Origin of the sequence: Streptomyces otsuchiensis, from assembly GCF_004305975.1 — a bacterium.
Taxonomy (GTDB): Bacteria; Actinomycetota; Actinomycetes; order Streptomycetales; family Streptomycetaceae; genus Streptomyces; species Streptomyces otsuchiensis.
In genome coordinates this window covers 1-20736 of record NZ_BHZI01000030.1, presented here as the reverse complement: position 1 = coordinate 20736, position 20736 = coordinate 1, and the positions used below count along the sequence as shown (strand labels likewise).

Sequence of the window (20736 nt, the reverse complement as noted above, 5' to 3'; positions counted from 1 at the left end):
TCGTTATATGCCCTCCACAGCCACCAGGGCTCCTGCGACAGCGGGGGCCCTCACCCCGCCGTCCCCGCGTCCGTCCACCGACACCGCAGAGACCCGCACCACCACGCCGTCGACACCGCAGGCCCACCCCGCCGCGCACGACGGCCGCCGCACCGGAGAGCTCGCCGGCGCCACCCGCGCCCGCGACGCCCGTCCCCCGGTGCTCCGCATCAACATCGCGCTGTTCGGCATCGGCCTGGCCACCTTCGCCATGCTGTTCGCCACGCAGCCGCTGCTCCCCGAGCTGGCGGCCGCGTTCGGCTCCCGCCCCGACCACGTCAGCTGGACCGTCTCCGGCGCCACCATCGGGCTGGCGGTCGCCGTGCTGCCGCTCAGCCTCGTCTCCGAGCGCATCGGCCGGCGGCGCATGATGACCATCGGCGTCGCGGTGGCCGCCGTGCTCGCGCTGACCATCCCCTTCGCCCCGAGCCTGGCCGCGCTCACCGCGCTGCGCGTCCTCCAGGGCGCCGCGCTCGCCGCCATCCCGGCCTCGGCCGTCGCCTACCTCTCCGAGGAACTCGACAAGAAGGCCATGGTCGGCGCCGTGGGTCTGTTCATCGCCGGCAACAGCGTCGGGGGCATGTCCGGCCGCGTGCTGGCGGGCTGGATCTCCGAGGCGTTCGGATGGCGCGCCGCGCTGCTGTCGGTGGCGCTGCTGGCCCTGGTCGGAGCCACGCTCTACGCCGTGCTGCTCCCCCGCGCCCGCAACTTCACGCCCACCCCGCTGCGCCCCGCGCAGGCGGTCGCCACCATCACCGGGCACCTCCGCAACGGACTGCTGCTGCGGCTGTACGGGATCGGGATGCTGCTGATGGCGGCGTTCAGCGCCGTCTACACCGCGATGGCCTTCCGGCTGACCGAGGAACCGTTCGGGCTGTCGGCGGGCGTCGCCGGAACCGTCTTCGTCATCTACCTGGTCGGCACCTGCTCCTCGTCGATGACCGGCGTCACCGTCACCCGGCTCGGCCGGCGCGGCGCCCTGTACGTCGGGATCGGGGCGGTCACCGCCGGACTGCTGCTGAGCCTGTCGCACAGCCTGACCGTGGTGCTGCTCGCCCTGGTCCTGATCACCGGCGGCTTCTTCCTCGGCCACGCGGTGGCGTCGGCGGCCGTCGGCCGTACCGCCACCCAGGCCCGGGCGCAGGCATCCGCGCTGTACACAGTGACCTACTACGTCGGCGCCAGCGCCGGTGGCTTCCTCGGCGCGCTGACCTACCACACAGCGCACTGGGAGGGCACGGTCGCCTTCGCGCTGGTCGCGCTGGTCGTCGCGGCGGGCATCACCCTCTACGCGACGGTGCGCAGCGTCTCCGCCCAGCGGGTCGCCGCCGCCTCGCACTGACAGACCTCCGGACCGCCGCCGAACCTCCCGGTTTTCAGCAACGGCGGCGGTCCGGAACCCCACCACCGGCGGGGGCGCAGCCCCGGCCACGTTCGGCCGGCCCAGAGTCCACGGGCCGGCCGCTTCACTTCACGGCGGCTCCCGCCGGCCCCCGGTTCGCCGGCCGTCAGCTGTCCCGATCGGTGACCGTCTCGCGATAGTCGAGCTGGGCGATGATGCGGCGGCCGTCCGCGAGCAACGGCCCGAGGACCTCCGCGCCCTCCACGTCCGGCGGCTGCTCACCGAGACGGCGGCGCAGCCGGTGGTGACCGGCCGCCGCGCGTTCGACCGCGTTCTCCAGGTCATGGAGGGCGTCCCGCCCGGCGGTGGTCACCAACGGTCCGTACGCGGCGACCGCATCGGCCACATCCTGCAGGAACTGGGCGTAGGTCTGGGCCAGTTGTGGAGTGAGCGCCCGCACGTCGCTGGCGTAGCGGCCCGTCTCCGCCAGGGTCCGGGCGATCTCCCGCGTGTGGTCGGTGACATGCCACAGCACGTTCACCACGTCCTGGGAGCTGTAGTCCGGCGGCAGCGCCGTACCGCTGGTGCGGCGGCGGATGTTGAGCCGAAGGCTCTCCCGGTCCCAGTCCAGTGCCGACCGCACCCCGGAGACCAGACGGGGCAGACGGGAGGAACGGTCGAGCCAGTCGGTGGACCGGTCGTCCAGGTCGTCGTCCCGCACACCGTCGGCCATGGACCGCAGCAGCCCGGCCGTCTCGTCCGAGGCGGTGCGGATCGCCTCGCGCACGTCCCGCAGGTAACGCGGCGGGAAGACAAGGGCGTTGACCGCCATCCCGATCGCAGCGCCGATCAGTGCCGCGACGACCCGCTGCACGCTCACCTCGACCGTCAACGGCCCCCCGATCAGGGCGAAGATCGCCGAGGTCGCGACATACATGCCCTGGCTGCCGAACCTCGGCAGGTTACCGATCAGCAGCATCAGCGGCAGGACCAGCACGAGCGCCACGATCTGGCTGCCCAGCAGGAGCGCCGTCCCCGTCGCGGCCGCCGTGCCGAGCACGATCGCGAACGCCTGGCGGGCGCCCTGCGCCACCGACTGGTAGACGGTCGCCTGCACCAGGACCACCGCCACCCACGGCGCCATCAGCGTCATGTCGTCGGTGAGCAGCAACCGCGCCAGCGCATAGGCCAGATAGGCAGCCGCCGCGGCCTTCAACGACTGGACGACTATGTCGCGTTCACGCCCCGGCCCACGCAGCGCCCGGCGGGACGCGGCGGAGATCTGACCGGTGTCGCGGCGGATCGCGGTGGCGCTTCCGGCGATCAGCCGCCGGAGAGGAGGAAGCGGCATGACGGCTCCGGTGCGGCGGTGTACGAGTAGGGCGGGCCGGTGGCCCGCGGCGGCGAGGGACACGAACTGTCGGCGGCTCGACGGCTGGGCGCCACCTCACCCGAAGGTACACATCCACCCCGACACGCGGCCCGCGCCACGACCGGGCCCGCCGAAGCCGACCGCCGACCGACCGCCTACCCCGTCAACTCCGGTCATCGCCCGATCCACCGCACGAGGGCCGAGCGGGCCGAACGCGCTTGCGGGCCGTGGGTGACCATTGCTATACACAACGTTGATCAATGCGATCGAGTCCGCCGGGGGGCGGGAGTCACGGGGGAAACATGACGTGGGGGAACGCGGGCGCGGGTATCCCGCACTACACCGGAGACCTGGGCGAACTGGAGCGCGCCACCACCGAACTGGCGCGACTCGGCCGCGCCATCGACCGCGACGGCACCCAGGTGCACGCCACCTTCCAGGGACTCCAGGAGTACTACGACGCACCGGAGGCACCCGAACTCCTAAGCTCCACCGAGCCGGTACGCGACATGGGGGCACTGGTCGGTGAGGCGTTCGACCGGCTCGGATCGCTCCTCGCCGAGTACACCAGCACGACACGCGTCCTGGACGACCGGCTCACGGTGCTGCGGGAGCGCGCGGCCCGCCTTCCGTCCACCGGGGACTTCGTGACCGTCGCCACGACCGGCGGACCGTCCGAACACGACCTGCTGGCGGAGGAGGTGGCGGCGACGGTCGCCGAGTACCGGCGCGCCGAGCAGTACGCGGTGGACCGCGTCCGCGGTCTGCTCGATCTGCGCGGACCGGCCCATGCCGAGCACCGCGCGGCGATGGGTGCGACGCACCGCTTCCTGGAACTGGCAGACCAGCGGCACCTCACACCGGCGGAGATCGCCGAACTCGACGCGATCCTCGAAGCACACAGCGGCGACGCCGCGTTCGCCCTGTACACGATGGACCGTCTGGGAGTGGAGGGGCTGCTGGACCTCGCGGCGCGGGTCGAGATCCCCGGCGAACGGGACCACCACCGCTCGCCCATGGGCCCGACGCTGACCGACAGCACGCGCGCCGGCCTGGGCGACATCCTGGCCGTGGCGACCCGCGTGCCACCGCACCTGCGCGACATCCCGCCGGAGGATCCTCGGTTCATCGCCTGGCTGGCGAGCCCGGCCGGGCGCCGCTGGGAACGCTGGACCTTGGGCGTTCAACTGCGCGGCGGACGCGCCGAGACCGCTCCGAGCCCGTACGCCTTCGCGGGTGACCAGCCGACCGGCCGCTACGGCTACCACGACGTGCTCGCACTGATGGAGAAGGCACGGCAGCCCTTCGGCGCCCAGTTCATGGACTCCGTGGTCGGCGACATCGTCTCCCGCGAGCAGCGGGACAGCACGTTCCGCCCGGCCGGGATGCCCCCGTCGGACCGGTCCCTGCTCGACGTCGCCCTCGGCATCTCGGCGAAGGACCCGGCCGCGGCGGCCATGATCCTCGACCCGGAGCGCGGCAACACCCTCGACTACGCGCTGGAGCGTGCCGGCACGGTGGAGGGCTTCGAGAAGGCCTTCGGTGGAACGCCGTCCACGGACCACACGGGCCTGGCACGCGCGATGGAAGCCGCCGCCACAGGGCTGCCGTCCGGCCTCGATATTCCGGATTACGCTCCCCCGCCCAACGAGACCAACGCCCGCGTCGCACAGCACCTCGTGAACCACACACTCAACGAGACCCTGCCGAAGACGCTCACCCCCACGGTCGCCAACGTCGCCGCCCTGTACATCGGCGACATCAACCACGCCATGATCAGCGCCGAGGTCCCCCAGTTCGAGCACGGGCTGGACCTGGACAGGGCATCCTCAGAGCATCTACTCCGCGTACTGTCCAAAGACCCGGCCGGCGCGGACGTGCTGCTCAACGCGCAGCTCGTCTATGTGGGCGTGACCGCCGAGTACTTCGCCAGCGACCACACCGGAATCTCGCCCGAATACCGGACTGAAGCCTTCAACAACGCGGCAGAGTCAGGGGGACGGGTCGCCGGCATCATCGCCAGCGAAAAAGCGGAACACGCCTTCCAGGAGATCTCCAAACCAGACGCCGAGAACATGAAGCGCTTCACCCAGCACCTCCTGACCGGCGTCAGCGACGCCACCATAGGCCAAATCCCGGGATTCGGCACCGCCTCAGCCAACGAGATGGTGAAGATCAACGAAGCGCTCTGGAAGGACCACGAAGAGCAAAAAAACAAAGACGCAGCGGAAGCCGCACGAAACGCCAAAGAAAGTACAAGCAAGAGCATCAAGGCAGGCTACGTGAACTCAGGAAGTGCGGTATATGACCCCACAAAATCTGGCGCGAATAAGCACCTCACGCAAACAATCACAGAGGCCCGTGCGCAAAATGGTTTCGAGGCAGCCAGAACGAGTCACGAATACTGGCACTACAGGTAAAAAATCGGCCCACTATCGAAAGCTGCCGCTGATCACGGCCCTCCTTGCCTTGACGGCGTGCTCCGTCTCGAGTGACCAACACCCCCCTCCCCCTGAGACACTCTGCGGATTCGACACCGGCGACCGCCATCACAATCTATTCCCAGGCAATGGATGGGAATTGATTACGGAATCAAACAAGCACGGAGGCTTCTCTACTCAATGTATTTTCCATACCAGCGGTGGATACCTCTTGAATGCGCGTAGTATTCTAGTGAAAAGGAAAGACCTTCATCTCTCGTATGTGAACAGCTTCGATAATTACCGAGAAATCCCGGCACCCGGGCCGGGTCACGAAGTCGGGCTGGTTTACGAGGCCACCGTGTGGCCGGGTTTTGCTTATGCCACCGTGCCCTGCACCCTGAGGGACTCCGACGATCCGGAATCGGTCCTGGCGGTCGGCATCGCGGCCAACCACCCCTCCGATCCCGAGGAGTCGGAGCGGATTCTCGGCGACCTGATCGTCCCCTACACCGACGCGATCATGAACGAGATCAACGCCTGCGAGTGGCCCGAGGAATGGGAGGGAGCCCGATGAGGTGGGACATCGGTGCCGCCGGGGTGGCGGGAGTTCTGGCGAAGCTCCAACCGGACCAGGACGCCCTCACCGAGGACGCCGCCGCCTGCCGGAACATCCTCGCCCTGGCGACCTCGGCAGCCGGCGGCCTGCACGACGGACGAGGCAGCGGCCCGCTCAGCACCGCCCTCAGCGAACTGGCCGAACGGGCCGCCTACTGCCTGGCTGACCTGGAGGGCCGTGCCATCTCCTGCGCCGAAGGCGCCCGACTGGCCACGGATGCCTACCACCACGGTGACATCGAGATGGAGGAGAACGCCGACCGGGCCCACGGCGACACCGCCCCACCACTCCCCTTCCTCGACGGCCCCCACCGAACCGGCCGCCACCTCCCCTGAACGCGCCACGTCGCGGCGATCCGCCGTGGCGCGCGGGCGCGCGCGCCCGGAGGGACGTCAGATACCGAGGACGATCTTGGCGGTGGTGAAGTAGATGATCAGTCCGGTGGCGTCCACCAGCGTCGTCACCATCGGGGCGGAGACCACGGCCGGGTCGATCTTGAGCTTCTTGGCGAGCAGCGGCATGGTGCCGCCGACCGTCGCCGCCCACATGCAGATGATCACCAGGGTGATGGCCACGACGGCGGCGATGTCCCAGCCGACGAAGACCGCCCCGACCAGCAGTCCGATCACCGCCAGCATGGCGCCGAGCAGCAGTCCGGTGCGGCACTCCCGCCAGATGACCCGCAGCATGTCCGAGGTCCGTACCTCGCCGACGGCGAGGGCGCGGACGGCAGCCGTGGCGGCCTGGGCTCCGGAGTTGCCGCCGGTGCCGATCAGCAGCGGGATGAACAGCGCGAGCTGCGTCACGGTGGCGAGTTCGTCCTCGAACGCCTGGGTGACGGAGACCGTCAGGGTGGCGGCGACCAGCAGCAGCATCAGCCAGATGACGCGCTTGCGCGAGACCTCGAAGACGCTGGCCGACATGTAGTGCCGCTCCAGCGGTTCCGCGCCGGACTGCCGGGCGACGTCCTCGGTGTCGGCGGCCTCGATGACCTCGACGGCGTCGTCGATGGTCAGCAGGCCCACCAGCCGGTCCTCGCTGTCGACCACCGGCAGGTCCAGCACGTTGGTCTCCCGCATCAGCCGTGCGGCGTCCTCGGCGGGCTCGGTGGCGCGGGCGGACGGCGGCTCGGTGACGACCAGGTCGGAGACCATCGCCTCGGGGTCGCTGAGCACGAGTTCGCGCAGCTGGACGATGCCGGTCAGCCGTCGTCCGGCGTCGACGACGGGGAGGGTGTAGATGGTCTCCGCGTTGGCTCCGCGCCGCCGGACGACCTCCAGCGCCTGGTTGACCGTCAGGTGCTGCTGGAGGGCGACGGTCTCCGGAGTCATGTAGCGGCCGACCGAGCCCTCGGGGTAGCCGAGCAGCGCGGCCGTCATCTGCCGCTCGTGGGCGCTGAGTCCGGCCAGCACCCGGCGGGCGACCTTGGCGGGGACCTCGCCGAGCATCCGGGCCCGGTCGTCCGGGTCCATGCCCTCGACGAGGTCGCGGAACGCCTGGTCGCGCAGCCCTTCGAGGATCTGCTGCTGGTCGACCGGTTCGAGTTCCTCGAAGACCTCCAGCGCGCGGTCCTTGTCGAGGAGGCGGAAGGAGACGACGGACTCGACGGCGTCCATGCGCGCGATCTCGTCCGCGATGGAGTAGGCGGGCTGTGTCTCAAGCCACTCCAGGGCGCCCGCGAGGTTGTTCTCCTCAAGGAGGACAGGCAGGTGGGACATGGCGGGTTACCCCCAGGCAACGGAAGCTGATCATGGGACATCCGGTGTTCGCGCACACACCGGGCAAGCCCAGGACCGGCGCGTCAGACGACGGTTGCCCTGGGCGCGCCGGAGCGGCGCCGGGGATGACTGGGAGGCTCACTGCGCATCGCAGTACCACCTCCCGCCGTGACGTTCTCGCCGAAACCAGCCTTCAGGCTACATGTCGTCGGTGAGGAATCATGACAGAGAGAGCGACAAAACGGACGGTGAAACGGGGACGTCACGCGGTGGTTCGTCTCCCGTCGCGTCCGGCCGGCGGCAGCGGAGGGGCACGACGCACCGCCGCCCCGCACCAGAGGGGGCGGGGCGGCGGACCGTAGGACGTCGGGCGGACGCCCGGGGGCGGCGGGAGATCAGGCGATGCGGCCCAGGACGATCGGGCCGGCGCCCGCCTCGGCGTCGGCCGAGACGCGTACCGCGTCGCCGTTCAGCGCCTCCAGGGCCGCCGGGAACCGCTCCGGGGTGTCGGTGTGCAGGGTGAGCAGCGGCTCTCCGGCACGCACCCGGTCGCCGGGCCGGGCGTGCAGTTCCACGCCGGCACCGGCCTGCACCGGATCCTCCTTGCGGGCCCGCCCGGCGCCCAGGCGCCAGGCGGCGAGGCCGACGGCGTAGGCGTCGAGACCGGTCAGCACGCCGTCGGCGGGCGCCGTGAGCACATGCTGCTCGCGGGCGACCGGCAGCGCCGCGTCCGGGTCGCCGCCCTGGGCGGCGATCATGCGGCGCCAGACGTCCATGGCGGAGCCGTCGGCCAGGGCCCTGGCGGGGTCGGCGTCCGGCAGGCCGGCGGCGTCCAGCATCTCCCGGGCGAGGGCCAGGGTGAGTTCGACGACGTCGGCCGGTCCGCCGCCGGCGAGGACCTCGACCGACTCGCGGACCTCCAGGGCGTTGCCCGCGGTCAGTCCGAGCGGGACGGACATGTCGGTGAGGAGCGCCACGGTCCGCACACCGTGGTCGTTGCCGAGACCGACCATGGTCTCGGCCAGTTCGCGGGCGTCCTCGATGTTCTTCATGAAGGCGCCGGAGCCGACCTTGACGTCGAGCACCAGCGACCCGGTGCCTTCGGCGATCTTCTTGGACATGATCGAGCTGGCGATCAGCGGGATCGACTCGACGGTGCCGGTGACGTCGCGCAGCGCGTACAGCTTGCGGTCGGCGGGGGCGAGGCCGTCGCCGGCGGCGCAGATGACGGCGCCGCTGTCGCGGAGCACGCCGAGCATCTCGTCGTTGGAGAGGGCGGCGCGCCAGCCGGGGATGGCCTCCAGCTTGTCGAGGGTGCCGCCGGTGTGGCCCAGGCCCCGGCCGGAGAGCTGCGGTACGGCCGCGCCGCAGGCGGCCACCAGCGGTGCCAGCGGCAGGGTGATCTTGTCGCCGACGCCGCCGGTGGAGTGCTTGTCGGCGGTGGGGCGGTCCAGGGCGTGGAAGTCCATGCGCTCGCCGGTGGCGATCATCGCGGCGGTCCAGCGGGCGATCTCGCGGCGGTCCATGCCGTTGAGGAGGATCGCCATGGCGAGCGAGGACATCTGCTCGTCGGCGATGTCGCCTCGGGTGTAGGCGTTGATCACCCAGTCGATCTGCTCGTCGGTGAGTGCCTGGCGGTCCCGCTTGGCGCGGATGACGGTGATGGCGTCCATGCGGCTCTTCCCTGTCCTGGGGTACTGGAGTGCTGGAGTGCTGGGGTGCTGTGGAGTGAGTGCCGTGCGGTGCGGGCGAGTGCCGTGGGGCGGCCCCGGCGGACACGCCGGACGGGCCGCCCCGGCCGGGCATGCGTTCGCCCGGCGGTCAGCCGCGTCCGGCGGCGAGGTCGTCCGGCCCGAACGCGTCGGGCAGCAGCTCACGCAGCGGGCGCGGGCCGGTGACGGTGTCCACCAGCAGCGCCGGGCCGCCGTGCTCCATGAGCAGCTGGCGGCAGCGGCCGCACGGGGTGATGATCTCGCCGCGGCTGTCGCAGCAGGTGAAGTGGGTCAGCCGGCCGCCGCCGCCGTCGTGCAGGGCGGAGACCAGGCCGCACTCCGCGCAGAGCGCCACGCCGTAGGCGGCGTTCTCCACGTTGCAGCCGGTCACGGTGCGGCCGTCGTCGACGAGGGCGGCCGCGCCGACGGGGTAGCCGGAGTACGGGGCGTAGGCCCGGGACATGGCGTCCCGGGCCGCGCCGCGCAGCGCCGGCCAGTCGGCGGTGCTGTCGGGGGTACCGGCGGAGGGCGTCATGTTCCTTCGCCCCGCCGGTACGGTTTCCCGATCGCCTTGGGTACCCGCAACCGTTGCGAGAACAGGGCGAGGACCACCAGGGTGGTGATGTACGGGCTGGCGGACACCAGCTCCAGCGGCATGGTCTCGGTGGCCGAGAACCACAGGAACAGCGCCACGGCCAGCACACCGTTGATCACCGCGGAGAGGCGGCGGTTCCGGGTGAACTGGTAGACCGCGAAACCGGCGAGGCCGATCGAGAAGAGCAGCAGCAGCGCGTGGACCACGGTGCCGCCGCCTCGGATCTGGAGGGCGTCGACGAAGCCGAAGAGACCGGCGCCCATCGCGACGCCGCCCGGACGCCAGTTGCCGAAGATCATGGTGGCCAGGCCGAGGTAGCCGCGGCCGCCGGTCTGTCCGTCCTGGTACATCCGGACGAAGACCGCCAGGTAGGCGCCGCCGAGGCCGGCGAGACCGCCGGAGACCAGCAGGGCCAGGTACTTGTACAGGTAGACGTTGACGCCCAGCGACTCGGTGGCCGTCGGGTTCTCGCCGCAGGACCGCAGCCGGAGGCCGAAGCCGGTCCGCCACAGCACCACGTAGGTGCCGACGAACAGCAGCACCGCGATCAGCACCAGCCAGGAGACGTTGGTGACGGCCGCGCCGAGGATGCCCGCGGTGTCGGAGAGGAAGAAGACGTCCCAGCCCCGGACGGTCGACAGCCAGTCCGAGAGCAACGGGACCGTGAAGTCGCCGAGTTCGTCCATGCGTGGCGACTGCTTGTCGTTGCCTCCCGCCTCGGCGGCGGCGCTGCCCTCCTGCCCGAACCAGAGCTTGGCGAGGAACTGCACCACGCCCAGGGCGAGGATGTTGATGGCGACACCGGAGACGATGTGGTCGACGCCGAAGGTGACGGTGGCGATGGCGTGCACCAGGCCGCCGAGGACACCGCCGATGATGCCGGCCAGGACGGCCGCCCACGGCCCGTACTGCCAGCCGATCCAGCCGGCGGCGAACAGGCCGAGCATCATCATGCCTTCGAGGCCGATGTTGATCACGCCGGCGCGTTCGGCCCACAGACCGCCCAGACCGGCCAGGCCGATCGGGACGGCCAGGCCCAGCGCGCTCCCCCACTGCCGGGTGTCGGTGAGGCTGCCGGTGTCGGTGAACGCGCGGACCATCGACAGCAGCAGCAGGGCGCCCGCGATGATCAGCAGGATCGCCGGGTAGCCGAGCTTGCGGCGCCCGCCGCGTTCGGCCTTGCCGGTGGGTTTCACCGGATCCGAGAGGGTCTTGATCTCGGTGCTCATGCGACGCCCTCCACCGTGTCGTTCTTCCGCGCCCGCGCGGCCAGTTCGGCCCCGACGATGCGCTGCTGGCGACGCAGCCCCCAGCGGCGGACCAGTTCGTAGGAGATCACCACGGAGAGGACGATGATGCCCTGCATCACGCCGATGATCTCCTGGTAGTAGCCGACGAAGTTGAGATGGCCGCCGGTGCGCTCCAGGAAGGCCCACAGCAGGGCGGCCAGCGCCATGCCGACCGGGTGGTTGCGGCCGAGCAGCGCGATGGCGATGCCCATGAAGCCGATGCCGCTCGGGAAGTTGTTGCCGAAGTTCCCGGTGTCGTTGAGCAGGGTGGGCATCCCGACCAGACCGGCGATGGCGCCGGATACCAGCATCGAGACGATCACCATGCGCTTGACGCTGACGCCGCTGGCCTCGGCCGCGCTGTCGGAGACGCCGACGGCGCGCAGGTCGAAGCCGAAGCGGGTGCGGCCCAGCAGGTACCAGTAGGCGACACCGGCCGCGGCCGCGATCACGATGGTGCCGTAGATCGCCCCGTTGCCGGTGTCGATGGTGAAGAAGAAGCTGGACTCGGGGATGTCCGGGGTGTGCACGATGTTCTGGTTGCGCTCGGCGAGGCGGCCCTCGTGCAGGAAGTAGCCGATGAGGGCGCCACCGATGGAGTTCAGCATGATGGTGGTGATCACCTCGCTGACTCCCCGGACCGCCTTGAGGTAGCCGGCGATCCCGGCCCACAGGGCACCCACGACCATGGCGGTCAGCAGGATGATCGGGATCTGCACCACGCCGCTGAGCGTGAGGGCGCCGCCGACCACGGCCGCGAAGAACGCGGCCACCTGGTACTGGCCGTCGACGCCGATGTTGAAGAGGTTCATGCGGAAGCCGACGGCCACGGCCACGGCGGACAGGTAGTACGGAATCGCCTTGTTGACGATCCACACCTGGCTGCGCTCGGTGGTGCCGTAGTCGAACATCGACTGGAACGCCTGGAACGGGTTCTGGCCGGTCGCGGTCATCACCAGGCAGATCAGCACGAACGCCGTGGCCAGGGCGAGCAGCGGGGCGGTGAGGCCCAGCAGCAGCTTCTCCTGGAAACGCGGGTCCTTCAGCCGAGCGGTGAGACCGCCGCCGGACGGGGCGGCTCCGGGGCGTGGGGCCTCGGTGGTGCCGGTGGCCGTGCCTCCGCCGCCGGTGCCGCCGCTGCCGACGGCCGGCTTCTCGCCGTCGGAGCGGGGGGTCTCGTTCTCCGGGTGGCTCATGCCGTGCCCCCCTGAGCGGTGCCGGAGGAGGGGCCGTCGCCGGTGCCCTCGGCCGGGTCGGCCGGAGCCGCCTGGTCCGCGGGGCCCGCCTGATCCGCGGGGTCCGCCTGGTCTGCGGGGTCCGCCTGCTCGGGCCGGTCCGCCGGGGTGTCCGTGCTGTCGTGGCCGCTCAGGCGGCCGGTCGTCTCGCCGGTCATGGCACCGCCCAGTTCCTCCGGGGTGATGGTGGCGGGATCGGCGTCGGCGACCAGCCGGCCGCGGTACATGACCCGCAGGCTGTCGGAGAGACCGATGAGTTCGTCGAGGTCGGCGGAGATCAGCAGTACCGCCAGGCCCTCGATGCGGGCCTCGCGGATCTGGTCCCAGATCTGCGCCTGCGCGCCGACGTCCACCCCTCGGGTGGGGTGCGCGGCGATGAGCACCTTCGGGTGGTGGCTCATCTCGCGGCCGAAGATCAGCTTCTGCTGGTTGCCGCCGGAGAGGCTGGCCGCGGTGACGTTGATACCGGGGGTGCGCACGTCGTACTCGCGCACGATCCGCTCGGTGTCGGCCTTGGCGTCGCCCAGGGTGAGCCGCTGGCCGCGGCTGTTGGGCCGCTCCGTGACGTGGCCGAGCATCCGGTTCTCCCACAGCGGCGCGGACAGCAGCAGTCCGTGCCGGTGGCGGTCCTCGGGGATGTAGCCGATGCCGTGTTCCCGGCGGCGGCGGGTGGAGGCGTGCGAGAGGTCGTCGCCGTCCACCGTGATGCGTCCGCCGTCGGGGTCGCGTATGCCCATGATGGCCTCGACCAGTTCGGCCTGGCCGTTGCCCTCCACGCCGGCGATGCCCATGACCTCGCCGCGGTGGATGGTGAAGTCGATGTCGGCGAGCACCTCGCGGACGACGCCGTCGGCGTCGGTGCCGGACAGGTGCAGCCCGGCCACCTCCAGCACCGGCACGTCGGTGACGGTGGACTCGCGCGTCTCGGGCACCGGCAGTTCGCTGCCGACCATCAGCTCGGCGAGCTGCTTGGGCGTGGTCTCGGCCGGTGTGACCGAGGCGACGGTGGTGCCGCGGCGGATGACGGTGATCTCGTCGGCGACCGACAGCACCTCGCCCAGTTTGTGCGAGATGAAGATGACGGTCAGGCCCTCGGCCTTCAGCTCCCGGAGGTTGGCGAAGAGCGCGTCGACCTCCTGGGGCACCAGGACCGCGGTCGGCTCGTCCAGGATCAGGGTCCGGGCGCCGCGGTAGAGGACCTTCAGGATCTCCACGCGCTGGCGGTCGGCGACGCCGATCTCCTCGACGAGCACGTCGGGGCGGACGCCGAGGCCGTAGGCGTCGGAGATCTCGGTGATCCGGCGGCGGGCGGCGGCGCCGATGCCGTGCAGCTTCTCGGCGCCCAGGACGATGTTCTCCTGGACGGTGAGGTTGTCGGCGAGCATGAAGTGCTGGTGCACCATGCCGATGCCGCGCGCGATGGCGTCGGCCGGCGAGCCGAACGAGACCTGCTCGCCGCCCGCAGCGATGGTGCCCTCGTCCGGCTTCTGCATGCCGTAGAGGATCTTCATCAGGGTCGACTTGCCCGCGCCGTTCTCCCCGATCAGCGCGTGGACGGTGCCGCGGCGGACGGTGATGTTGATGTCGTGGTTGGCGACGACACCAGGAAAACGCTTGGTGATTCCGCGCAGTTCGACGGCGGGCGCGCTGTCTGCCGCGGGTTTGCTGGTGGCTGGGATGACGCACTCTCCTCGGGAGCTAAGGAGTTGGGGCCGGTGGCTGACGCTATCGTGCCGGACCCGATGCTACGCGCGTAGCGCTGGGGAGAGGGCCCGGCGAGGACTGCTCCTCGCCGGGCCCGGGACTCCGGGGTCGATCAGGACGGGTCAGGGGGTGTCGCTGACCGTGACCTCACCGTCGATGATCCGCTGCTTGGCGGCCTCGAGCTCGTCGCTGATGTCGTCGATGAAGCCGCCGGAGGTGGCCAGCCAGACACCGTCGTTCTCCAGGCCGTACTCGCCCGTGCCGGACATCGCGTCATCGTTCTCGATGCTGCTGATCAGGTCGAAGACGGCGACGTCCACGCCCTTGACCGCCGAGGTCAGGATCGAGTCCTGGTACTCGGCGAGACCGGCCTGCTGGTACTGGTCGGAGTCGACGCCGATCGCCCAGGCACCCTCGTGGGAGGCGACCTCCTCGATGGAGCCGTTGCCGGACAGGCCGGCGGCGGTGTAGATCACGTCGATGTCACGGCCGAGCATGCCGTTGGCCTGCTCCTTGGCCTTGGCCACATCGGTGAAGCCCTTGGGGTCGTCCGCGTACAGGTACTGGACGTCGACCTCGATGTCGGCGTTGGTGTCGTTCACGCCCTGCTCGAAGCCGGCCTGGAACTTCTGGATCAGGGTGGTGTTGACGCCACCGATGAAGCCGACCTTGTCGGTCTCCGTCTTCAGCGCGGCGGCGACGCCGGCCAGGTAGCTGGCCTCGTGCTCGGCGAAGATCATGGAGTAGACGTTGTCGCCCTCGGCGATCGCGTCGACCACACCGAAGGTGGTGTCGGGGAACTCCGCGGCGACGCGCTCGACGGCCGGGCCGTAGAGGTAGCCGACGCCGATGACCGGGTTGTAGCCCGCCTCGGCCATCTGCTGGAGCCGCTGCTCGCGGTCCGCGTCGGTCTCGTCGTCGCGAGCGGTCTGGTAGTAGGTCTCGACATCGAGCTCGTCGAGCGCCTTGTCGGCGCCCCGGGCGGCGGCCTCGTTGAAGGAGGCGTCGTCACGGCCGCCGACGTCGAAGGCGATGGCTGCGCCTTCGCCGGTGCCGCCGGACGAGCCGGAACCGGAGTCGTCGCTGCCACAGGCGCTGGCGGTCAGTGCGAGGGCCGCCGTGGCGGCGACCGTGGCTGCAAGCTTGGATACGCGGCGCAAGAGGGCGTTCCCTTCACTTCAAGCGCCCCTGCGGCGCTCTTCCCGCGAGATCGTAACGCGCGTAGATCCCGGGAAAACAAAAGCGTCGGGCCCGTTATCAGATCGTCGTGAACGCAATGCGTTCGCAATATGACAGCTCACCGGGCCGAATGCGGGCATGACGGGCGTCAACACAGGTGGGGGCCGGTCCGGTTGAACCGGACCGGCCCCTCTCCCTCACCTCAGGACGAAGCGGACGACGCTCTCACACCGGCCGCTGACCGGCGTCCATCAGCACGGCGGCGGTGAACAGTTCCACACCCACGGTGATGGCGCGCTCGTCCACGTCGAAATCGCCCTGGTGAATATCGCGCGGAGTGGCCGAGGCGTCACCGGGGACGCGGGTGCCGAGCCGGGCCATCGCGCCCGGGACGTGCTCCAGGTACCAGGAGAAGTCCTCGCCTCCGAGGGACTGCTCGGTGGACTCCACGGAGGAGGCGCCGAACCGCTCACCCATCGCCTCGGCGAGCAGGGCGGCGGTGCCGGCCTCGTTCACCACCGGGGGGACACCGCGGATGTACTGGATCTCGACCTTGGCCCGGTGGGTGGTGGCGACCTCGTCCACCGCCGCGTGCACCAGGTCGGGCGCCGCGCGCCAGGCGTCGAGATCCAGGCAGCGGATGGTGCCGGACAGCTCCGCGTGCTGCGGGATGACGTTGGAGGCGTGCCCGGTCTCCAGGCGGCCCCAGGTGACGGCCAGACCGGAGCGGGTGTCCACCCGGCGGGCCAGCAGCGCGGGGACGTCGGTGGCCACCCGGGCGGCCGCGGTCACCAGATCGGTGGTCAGGTGCGGGCGGGCGGTGTGGCCGCCGGGGCCGGTGAGGGTGATCTCCACGCGGTCACAGGCCGAGGTGATCGGGCCGGTGCGCAGGCCGATGCGGCCCGCGTCGACCTTGGGGTCGCAGTGCACCGCGATGATCCGCCCGACGCCGTCCAGCACGCCGGACTCGATGGCGTCGGTGGCGCCGCCCGGCAGCACCTCCTCGGCCGGCTGGAAGAGCAGCCGCACCGCGAAGGGCAGGCGGCCCTCGCGGGCCAGCTCGGCCAGCACCAGCCCGGCACCGAGCACGACGGTGGTGTGCACGTCGTGGCCGCAGGCGTGGGCCCGGCCGGGGATCGTCGAGCGGTAGGGCACCGTCTTGGTGTCGGGGATGGGCAGGCCGTCGATGTCCGCGCGCAGCGCCAGCATCGGGCGTCCGCCGTTCCAGCTGCCGGAGCCGCCGTCGGGGTGGACGTCGCAGTAGAGGCCGGTGCCGCCGTCGAGGACGCGGGGACTGAGCCCGGCCCGCTCCAGCCGCGTTTTGATGGCGGCGGTGGTGCGCACCTCGTTGTTGCCCAGCTCGGGGTGCATGTGGAGGTCGCGTCGGAAGGCGATCAGCTCCGCCCGTAGCGCATCCGGTACCACCCCCGGCAGTGTCAGTGCGGTGTTGACGGGGGCTGCTTCCGGTGACAACAGGTGGCTCACGTGACCGAGGGTAACGTCAACCGACCCGAACTTCCCAGCAATCATGGAAAGTTCACCCACAGGAGCGAGTGCTTATGCGCTGCGTTGTGCATACTTCACAACGGTATCGGGTATAGAAGCGCATTTCATCGGCGGTCCGGAGAGTGAGATCACCACGGCGCGAGGGCCCGGCAGAGCCTTGATCACGGCGCCGGGCGGCCCTCCGGCCCGCTCGGAACGGCTCGGCGGGATGTGTCGGGTGGCCACTACCAGGACCAACGCCCGAACGCCAGTCGGCCCCGGGACCTTCCGACGGCCCCGAGCGAGCCCGCGCGGGAGGGTGGCGGCGGCGCCTCTGCCGCCCGCACCGACCGGCGGGAGGCAGCAGAGGCATGGCGGGGCTCCGGCCGCCGGGGGCGCACACCGGCCGGTCGGTACCGAATGTTCATGCGGTCCGCGCCGATCGCGTGCTCCGGGAGTGCGTAGCAGCGCGTAGCGGTGCGTCCGCACGCTGGAAGCCCGGCCGAAGGGTCAGGCCGCGCTGGGCGGCGGGGCCGGGACGGGCAGCACCGGAAGGCCGTGGGCGCCGCGCGCGGTGTGGCTGACGGCCGCCAGGAACCCCCCGGCCCGGGGTGAGGCCCGTTCGGTGAGCCAGTCGTCCTGGATCTCGCACACGCTCACGCCGACGGCCGTGCCGCGCAGCACCAGCGGCAGGGTGTGGACCACGGTCGACGGGAAGCTCAGCACCCGGCGCCCGATCGGCCCGGAGCGTGCGACCAGCTCCAGCGGCAGGTCGGGGCGGACGATCTCCACCCCGGCCAGCGCCGCCACCCGGCGCAGCTTCTCCGGCCCCTCCTTGCGGTGGGCGAGGTAGCGGGTGACGCCGTGGCCGGCGGCGAGCGCGGCGACTGCCGCCAGGTAGCGGTCCTCGTGGATGACGCCGGTCTCCACCAGCGAGGTGCCGACCAGATCGGCGCCGGGGCTGATCTGCGGCGGGCCGAACCGGCTCCGGGTCCAGGCGAGGTCGTTGCGGGTGACGGTGACGCCGGGCGGGTGCTCCACCGGCATGGCGGTGAAGACCTCGACCCGGCGGCCGGTGCCGGGGCTCAGGCCGCGGAGCGCGCGGCGGGCGACCGGCGCGAACAGCGCGGCGCGCGCGCCGCGCGGGGCAGCGGCGCGGTGCCAGCGCACCAGGGGCTCGCCGCGGGTCAGCTGGGCGGTGAACTCCATGGTGGCGGTGCCGTCGTCGACCACGACGACGTGCCGGGCGTCGGACCCGGCGAGCAGCAGTTGGGTCCAGCGGGAGAACGGGTCGCCGACGACCAGGCGGTCGGCGGTCCGCAGCAGGCGGGCCAGTGCGGGCCAGGCGCCGGGCCCGGCCGGCCCGCGGACCTCGCGCCACAGCAGCCGGTGCCCCTCGTCCCGGGCGAGCCCGGACATGCGCAGCAACTGGCCGCGCGAGGTGGCGTTGCGCGGGGGCAGGACGACGACGGTCAGCTCGTCCTGCTGGTCCGTCGCCGCGCCGCCGGGTGACGCGCCGGTGCCGGGCGACGCGCCGGTGCCGGGCGGCGCTCCGGTGCAAGCCGGCCCGGCGCCCGGGACGACGTACGCGCCGGGCGTGGGCCCCGGCGGGCCGGACGCCTCCCCCGGCGTCCGGGTGACGGCCGGGCCGGGACCGGGGGCGGCGGTCGTGCCGTCCTCCGGCCCGGACCGGCCCGTGGTCCGGGCGTGAGCCCACTCCAGCACGTTCAGCAGCTGGACCGGGCTCTCGACCAGCGCGTACGTCCCTGTCACCGGCTCAGGCCCGCGCGGGCTCGCGGTCGGCGTTCTCGGCGCGCTCGGCGACGACGCCCTTGACGCGGCGCAGCTTCTTCATCGGCGCCAGTTCGCCCTCGTAGACCCGCTTGACGCCGTCACCGAGGGACTCCTCGATGGTGCGGATGTCGCGGACGAGCCGGTCCAGGCCCTGCGGCTCCACGGAGGCGGCCTGGTCGGAACCCCACATGGCGCGGTCCAGCGTGATGTGGCGCTCGACGAAGACGGCGCCCAGGGCGACGGCGGCCAGGGTGGTCTGGAGGCCGGTCTCGTGTCCGGAGTAGCCGATCGGGACGTTGGGGTACTCGGACTGGAGGGTGTGGATGGCCCGCAGATTCAGCTCGTCGGCCTTGGCCGGGTAGGTGGAGGTGGCGTGGAGCAGCACGATGTTCTCGCTGCCCAGCACCTCGACCGCGTGGCGGATCTGCTGCGGGGTGGACATCCCGGTGGAGAGGATGATCGTGCGGCCGGTGGCGCGCAGGGCCCGCAGCAGTTCGTCGTCGGTGAGGGAGGCGGAGGCCACCTTGTGGGCGGGCAGGTCGAACTTCTCCAGGAAGTCGACGGCCTCGGTGTCCCAGGGCGAGGCGAACCAGTGGATGCCCCGCTTGCGGCAGTAGGCGTCGATGGCGCGGTACTGCTCCTCGTCGAACTCCACGCGGTGGCGGTAGTCGATGTAGGTCATCCGGCCCCAGGGGGTGTCGCGCTCGATGTCCCACTGGTCGCGGGGGGTGCAGATCTCGGGGGTGCGCTTCTGGAACTTCACGGCGTCGCAGCCGGCTTCGGCGGCGGCGTCGATCAGGGCGAAGGCGTTGTCGAGGTCGCCGTTGTGGTTGATACCGATCTCGCCGGTGACGTAGACGGGGCGGCCGGGGCCGACCGGGCGGTCACCGAGGTTGCGGATGCGGGACCGGGCGGCGGTCTGCGGGGTCGGTGCGTCGTTCATGAGGTGCGGAGTTCCTTTCCGAGAATCCACGAGGCGATCTCGCGGATCGCGCCGGCCCCTCCGGGTGCGGAGGTGACCGCACGGGCGGCGGCGCGCACGATGTCGTGGGCGCCGGCGACCGCGACGGGCCAGCCGACCAGGCCGAAGCAGGGCAGGTCGTTGACGTCGTTTCCGGCGTAGAGCACCCGTTCGGGGGCCACGCCCTGTTCCTCGCACCACTGCTTGAGGGCGAGGTCCTTCCGGTCGATGCCGTGCAGCACGGGGATGCGCAGCTTGCGCGCCCGGGCGGCGACGACCGGGTTCTGTTCCGTGGAGAGGATCAGCAGCGGCAGGCCCGCGCGGCGCAGCGCGGCGATGCCGAGGCCGTCGCCGCGGTGGACCGCGACGAGTTCCCGTCCTTCGGAGTCGATCAGCACCCGGTCGTCGGTCTGGGTGCCGTCGAAGTCGAGTACCACCGCGTCGATGTCGTCGCGGCGCGGCAGTGCGCCGTGGACGAGGGGCGGCGGGGGGCTGCCGGGGACGCCGTCCAGCAGCGGGGCCAGGGCGCGGGCCCGTGCGAGGTCGTGCGGGTCGTCGATCTCCAGCACGCGCGCGGGGTCGGTGCGGACCAGTTCGGTGCGGCCGAAGAACCGGTGGCGTTCGGAGCGGAAGCCGTCGGCGCGCATGGCGTAGACGGCGCCGGTCTCCAGCAGGTCCTCGGGGCGGTCCTGGCGGCGGGGGCGGTAGGCCTTGTCGTGGTTGACGCCGTGGCCGCCGGCGCCGTGCCGCTGGGCGGCGTCGCGCCACAGGAAGCCGTGGAAGGGGGCGACGGTCAGGGCGGTGTCGGCGCCGTCGAGGACGGCGGCGGTCACCTTGTCGACATCGTCGCGGGTGAGGAACGGGCTGGTGCACTGGACCAGCAGCACCACGTCCACGGTGGTCTCGTGGCGTTCCTCGTAGGTGTCGAGGGCGTGGAGCAGCGCGGCCTCGCTGGCGGCGGTGTCGCCGGAGATCTCGACGGGGCGCTCGACGCTCTCGGCGCCCGCCGCGCGGGCGGCGGCCGCTATGCCGGGGTCGTCGGTGGAGACGACGACGGCGCCGGTCAGGCGGGCGCCCAGGCACTCGCGGACCGCGCGGGTCACGAGGGGCACCTCGCCGACCGGGGCGAGGTTCTTGCCGGGCACGCCCTTGGATCCGCCACGGGCGGGGATCACGGCCAGCACGGTGGTCATCGGTTCGGTGGTCCCGTTCGTGTCGGTGGCGCTCGCGGGGGCGGTCGCCTGGGAGGTGTCGGCCGGGGAGGTGTCGGCC

At 71.5% G+C, this 20736-nt stretch carries 16 protein-coding genes; 4 read left to right on the top strand and 12 right to left on the bottom strand.

Annotated elements, in window-relative coordinates; translation table 11 throughout:
* Window positions 1-7: 7 nt before the first annotated feature.
* Window positions 8-1381, top strand: coding sequence for an MFS transporter (locus E0D90_RS05110; protein ID WP_130796757.1), 1374 nt, complete (start codon window positions 8-10; stop codon window positions 1379-1381).
* A 166-nt stretch (window positions 1382-1547) separates the two neighbouring features.
* Here the strand turns inward: E0D90_RS05110 and E0D90_RS05105 are convergent, their stop codons facing one another.
* Complete coding sequence (locus E0D90_RS05105; protein ID WP_130796756.1) at window positions 1548-2732, bottom strand: FUSC family protein; 1185 nt, start codon at window positions 2730-2732, stop codon at window positions 1548-1550.
* A 323-nt stretch (window positions 2733-3055) separates the two neighbouring features.
* On the opposite strand from E0D90_RS05105, the gene E0D90_RS05100 reads away from it, so the two are divergent.
* From E0D90_RS05100 to E0D90_RS05090, 3 genes are all read left to right on the top strand, one after another.
* Window positions 3056-5173 carry a hypothetical protein gene (locus E0D90_RS05100; RefSeq protein WP_130796755.1) on the top strand — a complete coding sequence of 706 codons (2118 nt, stop codon included), beginning with the start codon at window positions 3056-3058 and terminating at the stop codon, window positions 5171-5173.
* A gap of 388 nt (window positions 5174-5561) precedes the next feature.
* On the top strand, window positions 5562-5750 hold the full coding sequence (locus E0D90_RS05095; protein WP_130796754.1) for a hypothetical protein: 189 nt from the start codon (window positions 5562-5564) through the stop codon (window positions 5748-5750).
* Complete coding sequence (locus tag E0D90_RS05090) at window positions 5747-6127, top strand: DUF6507 family protein (RefSeq protein ID WP_130796753.1); 381 nt, start codon at window positions 5747-5749, stop codon at window positions 6125-6127. The genes E0D90_RS05095 and E0D90_RS05090 overlap by 4 nt, the downstream gene beginning before the upstream one ends.
* Window positions 6128-6184: 57 nt before the next feature.
* Here E0D90_RS05090 and mgtE read toward each other — a convergent pair whose 3' ends face one another.
* The 11 genes from mgtE to E0D90_RS05035 all read right to left on the bottom strand — a co-directional run bounded on the left by mgtE (window position 6185) and on the right by E0D90_RS05035 (window position 20657).
* A complete protein-coding gene (mgtE, locus tag E0D90_RS05085; protein WP_130796752.1) occupies window positions 6185-7510 on the bottom strand; it encodes a magnesium transporter in 1326 nt (441 codons plus the stop codon).
* Window positions 7511-7905: 395 nt separating this feature from the next.
* Window positions 7906-9183 carry a thymidine phosphorylase gene (locus tag E0D90_RS05080; RefSeq protein WP_130796751.1) on the bottom strand — a complete coding sequence of 426 codons (1278 nt, stop codon included), beginning with the start codon at window positions 9181-9183 and terminating at the stop codon, window positions 7906-7908.
* A gap of 148 nt (window positions 9184-9331) precedes the next feature.
* Complete coding sequence (locus E0D90_RS05075) at window positions 9332-9757, bottom strand: cytidine deaminase (RefSeq protein WP_103503370.1); 426 nt, start codon at window positions 9755-9757, stop codon at window positions 9332-9334.
* A complete protein-coding gene (locus E0D90_RS05070; protein WP_130796750.1) occupies window positions 9754-11046 on the bottom strand; it encodes an ABC transporter permease in 1293 nt (430 codons plus the stop codon). The genes E0D90_RS05075 and E0D90_RS05070 overlap by 4 nt, the downstream gene beginning before the upstream one ends.
* Window positions 11043-12302, bottom strand: coding sequence for an ABC transporter permease (locus E0D90_RS05065; RefSeq protein ID WP_130796749.1), 1260 nt, complete (start codon window positions 12300-12302; stop codon window positions 11043-11045). Before E0D90_RS05065 ends, E0D90_RS05070 begins: the two co-directional genes overlap by 4 nt.
* Entirely contained in the window at window positions 12299-14020 is a 1722-nt protein-coding gene (locus tag E0D90_RS05060) for an ABC transporter ATP-binding protein (RefSeq protein ID WP_130796748.1), read from the bottom strand. Before E0D90_RS05060 ends, E0D90_RS05065 begins: the two co-directional genes overlap by 4 nt.
* Before the next feature lie 147 nt (window positions 14021-14167).
* A complete protein-coding gene (locus E0D90_RS05055) occupies window positions 14168-15205 on the bottom strand; it encodes a BMP family lipoprotein (RefSeq protein ID WP_130796747.1) in 1038 nt (345 codons plus the stop codon).
* A 244-nt stretch (window positions 15206-15449) separates the two neighbouring features.
* Window positions 15450-16700, bottom strand: coding sequence for an amidohydrolase (locus E0D90_RS05050; protein WP_438827370.1), 1251 nt, complete (start codon window positions 16698-16700; stop codon window positions 15450-15452).
* A 519-nt stretch (window positions 16701-17219) separates the two neighbouring features.
* Window positions 17220-18482, bottom strand: a complete 1263-nt coding sequence (locus E0D90_RS05045) for a hypothetical protein (RefSeq protein WP_130796745.1) — start codon at window positions 18480-18482, stop codon at window positions 17220-17222.
* A gap of 4 nt (window positions 18483-18486) precedes the next feature.
* Window positions 18487-19446 (bottom strand): N-acetylneuraminate synthase family protein, encoded by a 960-nt coding sequence (locus E0D90_RS05040; protein ID WP_103500548.1) that lies wholly within the window; start codon window positions 19444-19446, stop codon window positions 18487-18489.
* Window positions 19443-20657 carry an acylneuraminate cytidylyltransferase gene (locus E0D90_RS05035; protein ID WP_130796762.1) on the bottom strand — a complete coding sequence of 405 codons (1215 nt, stop codon included), beginning with the start codon at window positions 20655-20657 and terminating at the stop codon, window positions 19443-19445. Before E0D90_RS05035 ends, E0D90_RS05040 begins: the two co-directional genes overlap by 4 nt.
* Window positions 20658-20736 lie beyond the last annotated feature (79 nt).

Bases quoted from the DNA above. Each gene is read 5' to 3' on its own strand.
- E0D90_RS05110 (WP_130796757.1), top strand. From the start codon at position 8: ATGCCCTCCACAGCCACCAGGGCTCCTGCGACAGCGGGGGCCCTCACC.
- E0D90_RS05105 (WP_130796756.1), bottom strand. From the start codon at position 2,732: ATGCCGCTTCCTCCTCTCCGGCGGCTGATCGCCGGAAGCGCCACCGCG.
- E0D90_RS05100 (WP_130796755.1), top strand. From the start codon at position 3,056: ATGACGTGGGGGAACGCGGGCGCGGGTATCCCGCACTACACCGGAGAC.
- E0D90_RS05090 (WP_130796753.1), top strand. From the start codon at position 5,747: ATGAGGTGGGACATCGGTGCCGCCGGGGTGGCGGGAGTTCTGGCGAAG.
- mgtE (WP_130796752.1), bottom strand. From the start codon at position 7,510: ATGTCCCACCTGCCTGTCCTCCTTGAGGAGAACAACCTCGCGGGCGCC.
- E0D90_RS05080 (WP_130796751.1), bottom strand. From the start codon at position 9,183: ATGGACGCCATCACCGTCATCCGCGCCAAGCGGGACCGCCAGGCACTC.
- E0D90_RS05075 (WP_103503370.1), bottom strand. From the start codon at position 9,757: ATGACGCCCTCCGCCGGTACCCCCGACAGCACCGCCGACTGGCCGGCG.
- E0D90_RS05070 (WP_130796750.1), bottom strand. From the start codon at position 11,046: ATGAGCACCGAGATCAAGACCCTCTCGGATCCGGTGAAACCCACCGGC.
- E0D90_RS05065 (WP_130796749.1), bottom strand. From the start codon at position 12,302: ATGAGCCACCCGGAGAACGAGACCCCCCGCTCCGACGGCGAGAAGCCG.
- E0D90_RS05040 (WP_103500548.1), bottom strand. From the start codon at position 19,446: ATGAACGACGCACCGACCCCGCAGACCGCCGCCCGGTCCCGCATCCGC.
- E0D90_RS05035 (WP_130796762.1), bottom strand. From the start codon at position 20,657: ATGACCACCGTGCTGGCCGTGATCCCCGCCCGTGGCGGATCCAAGGGC.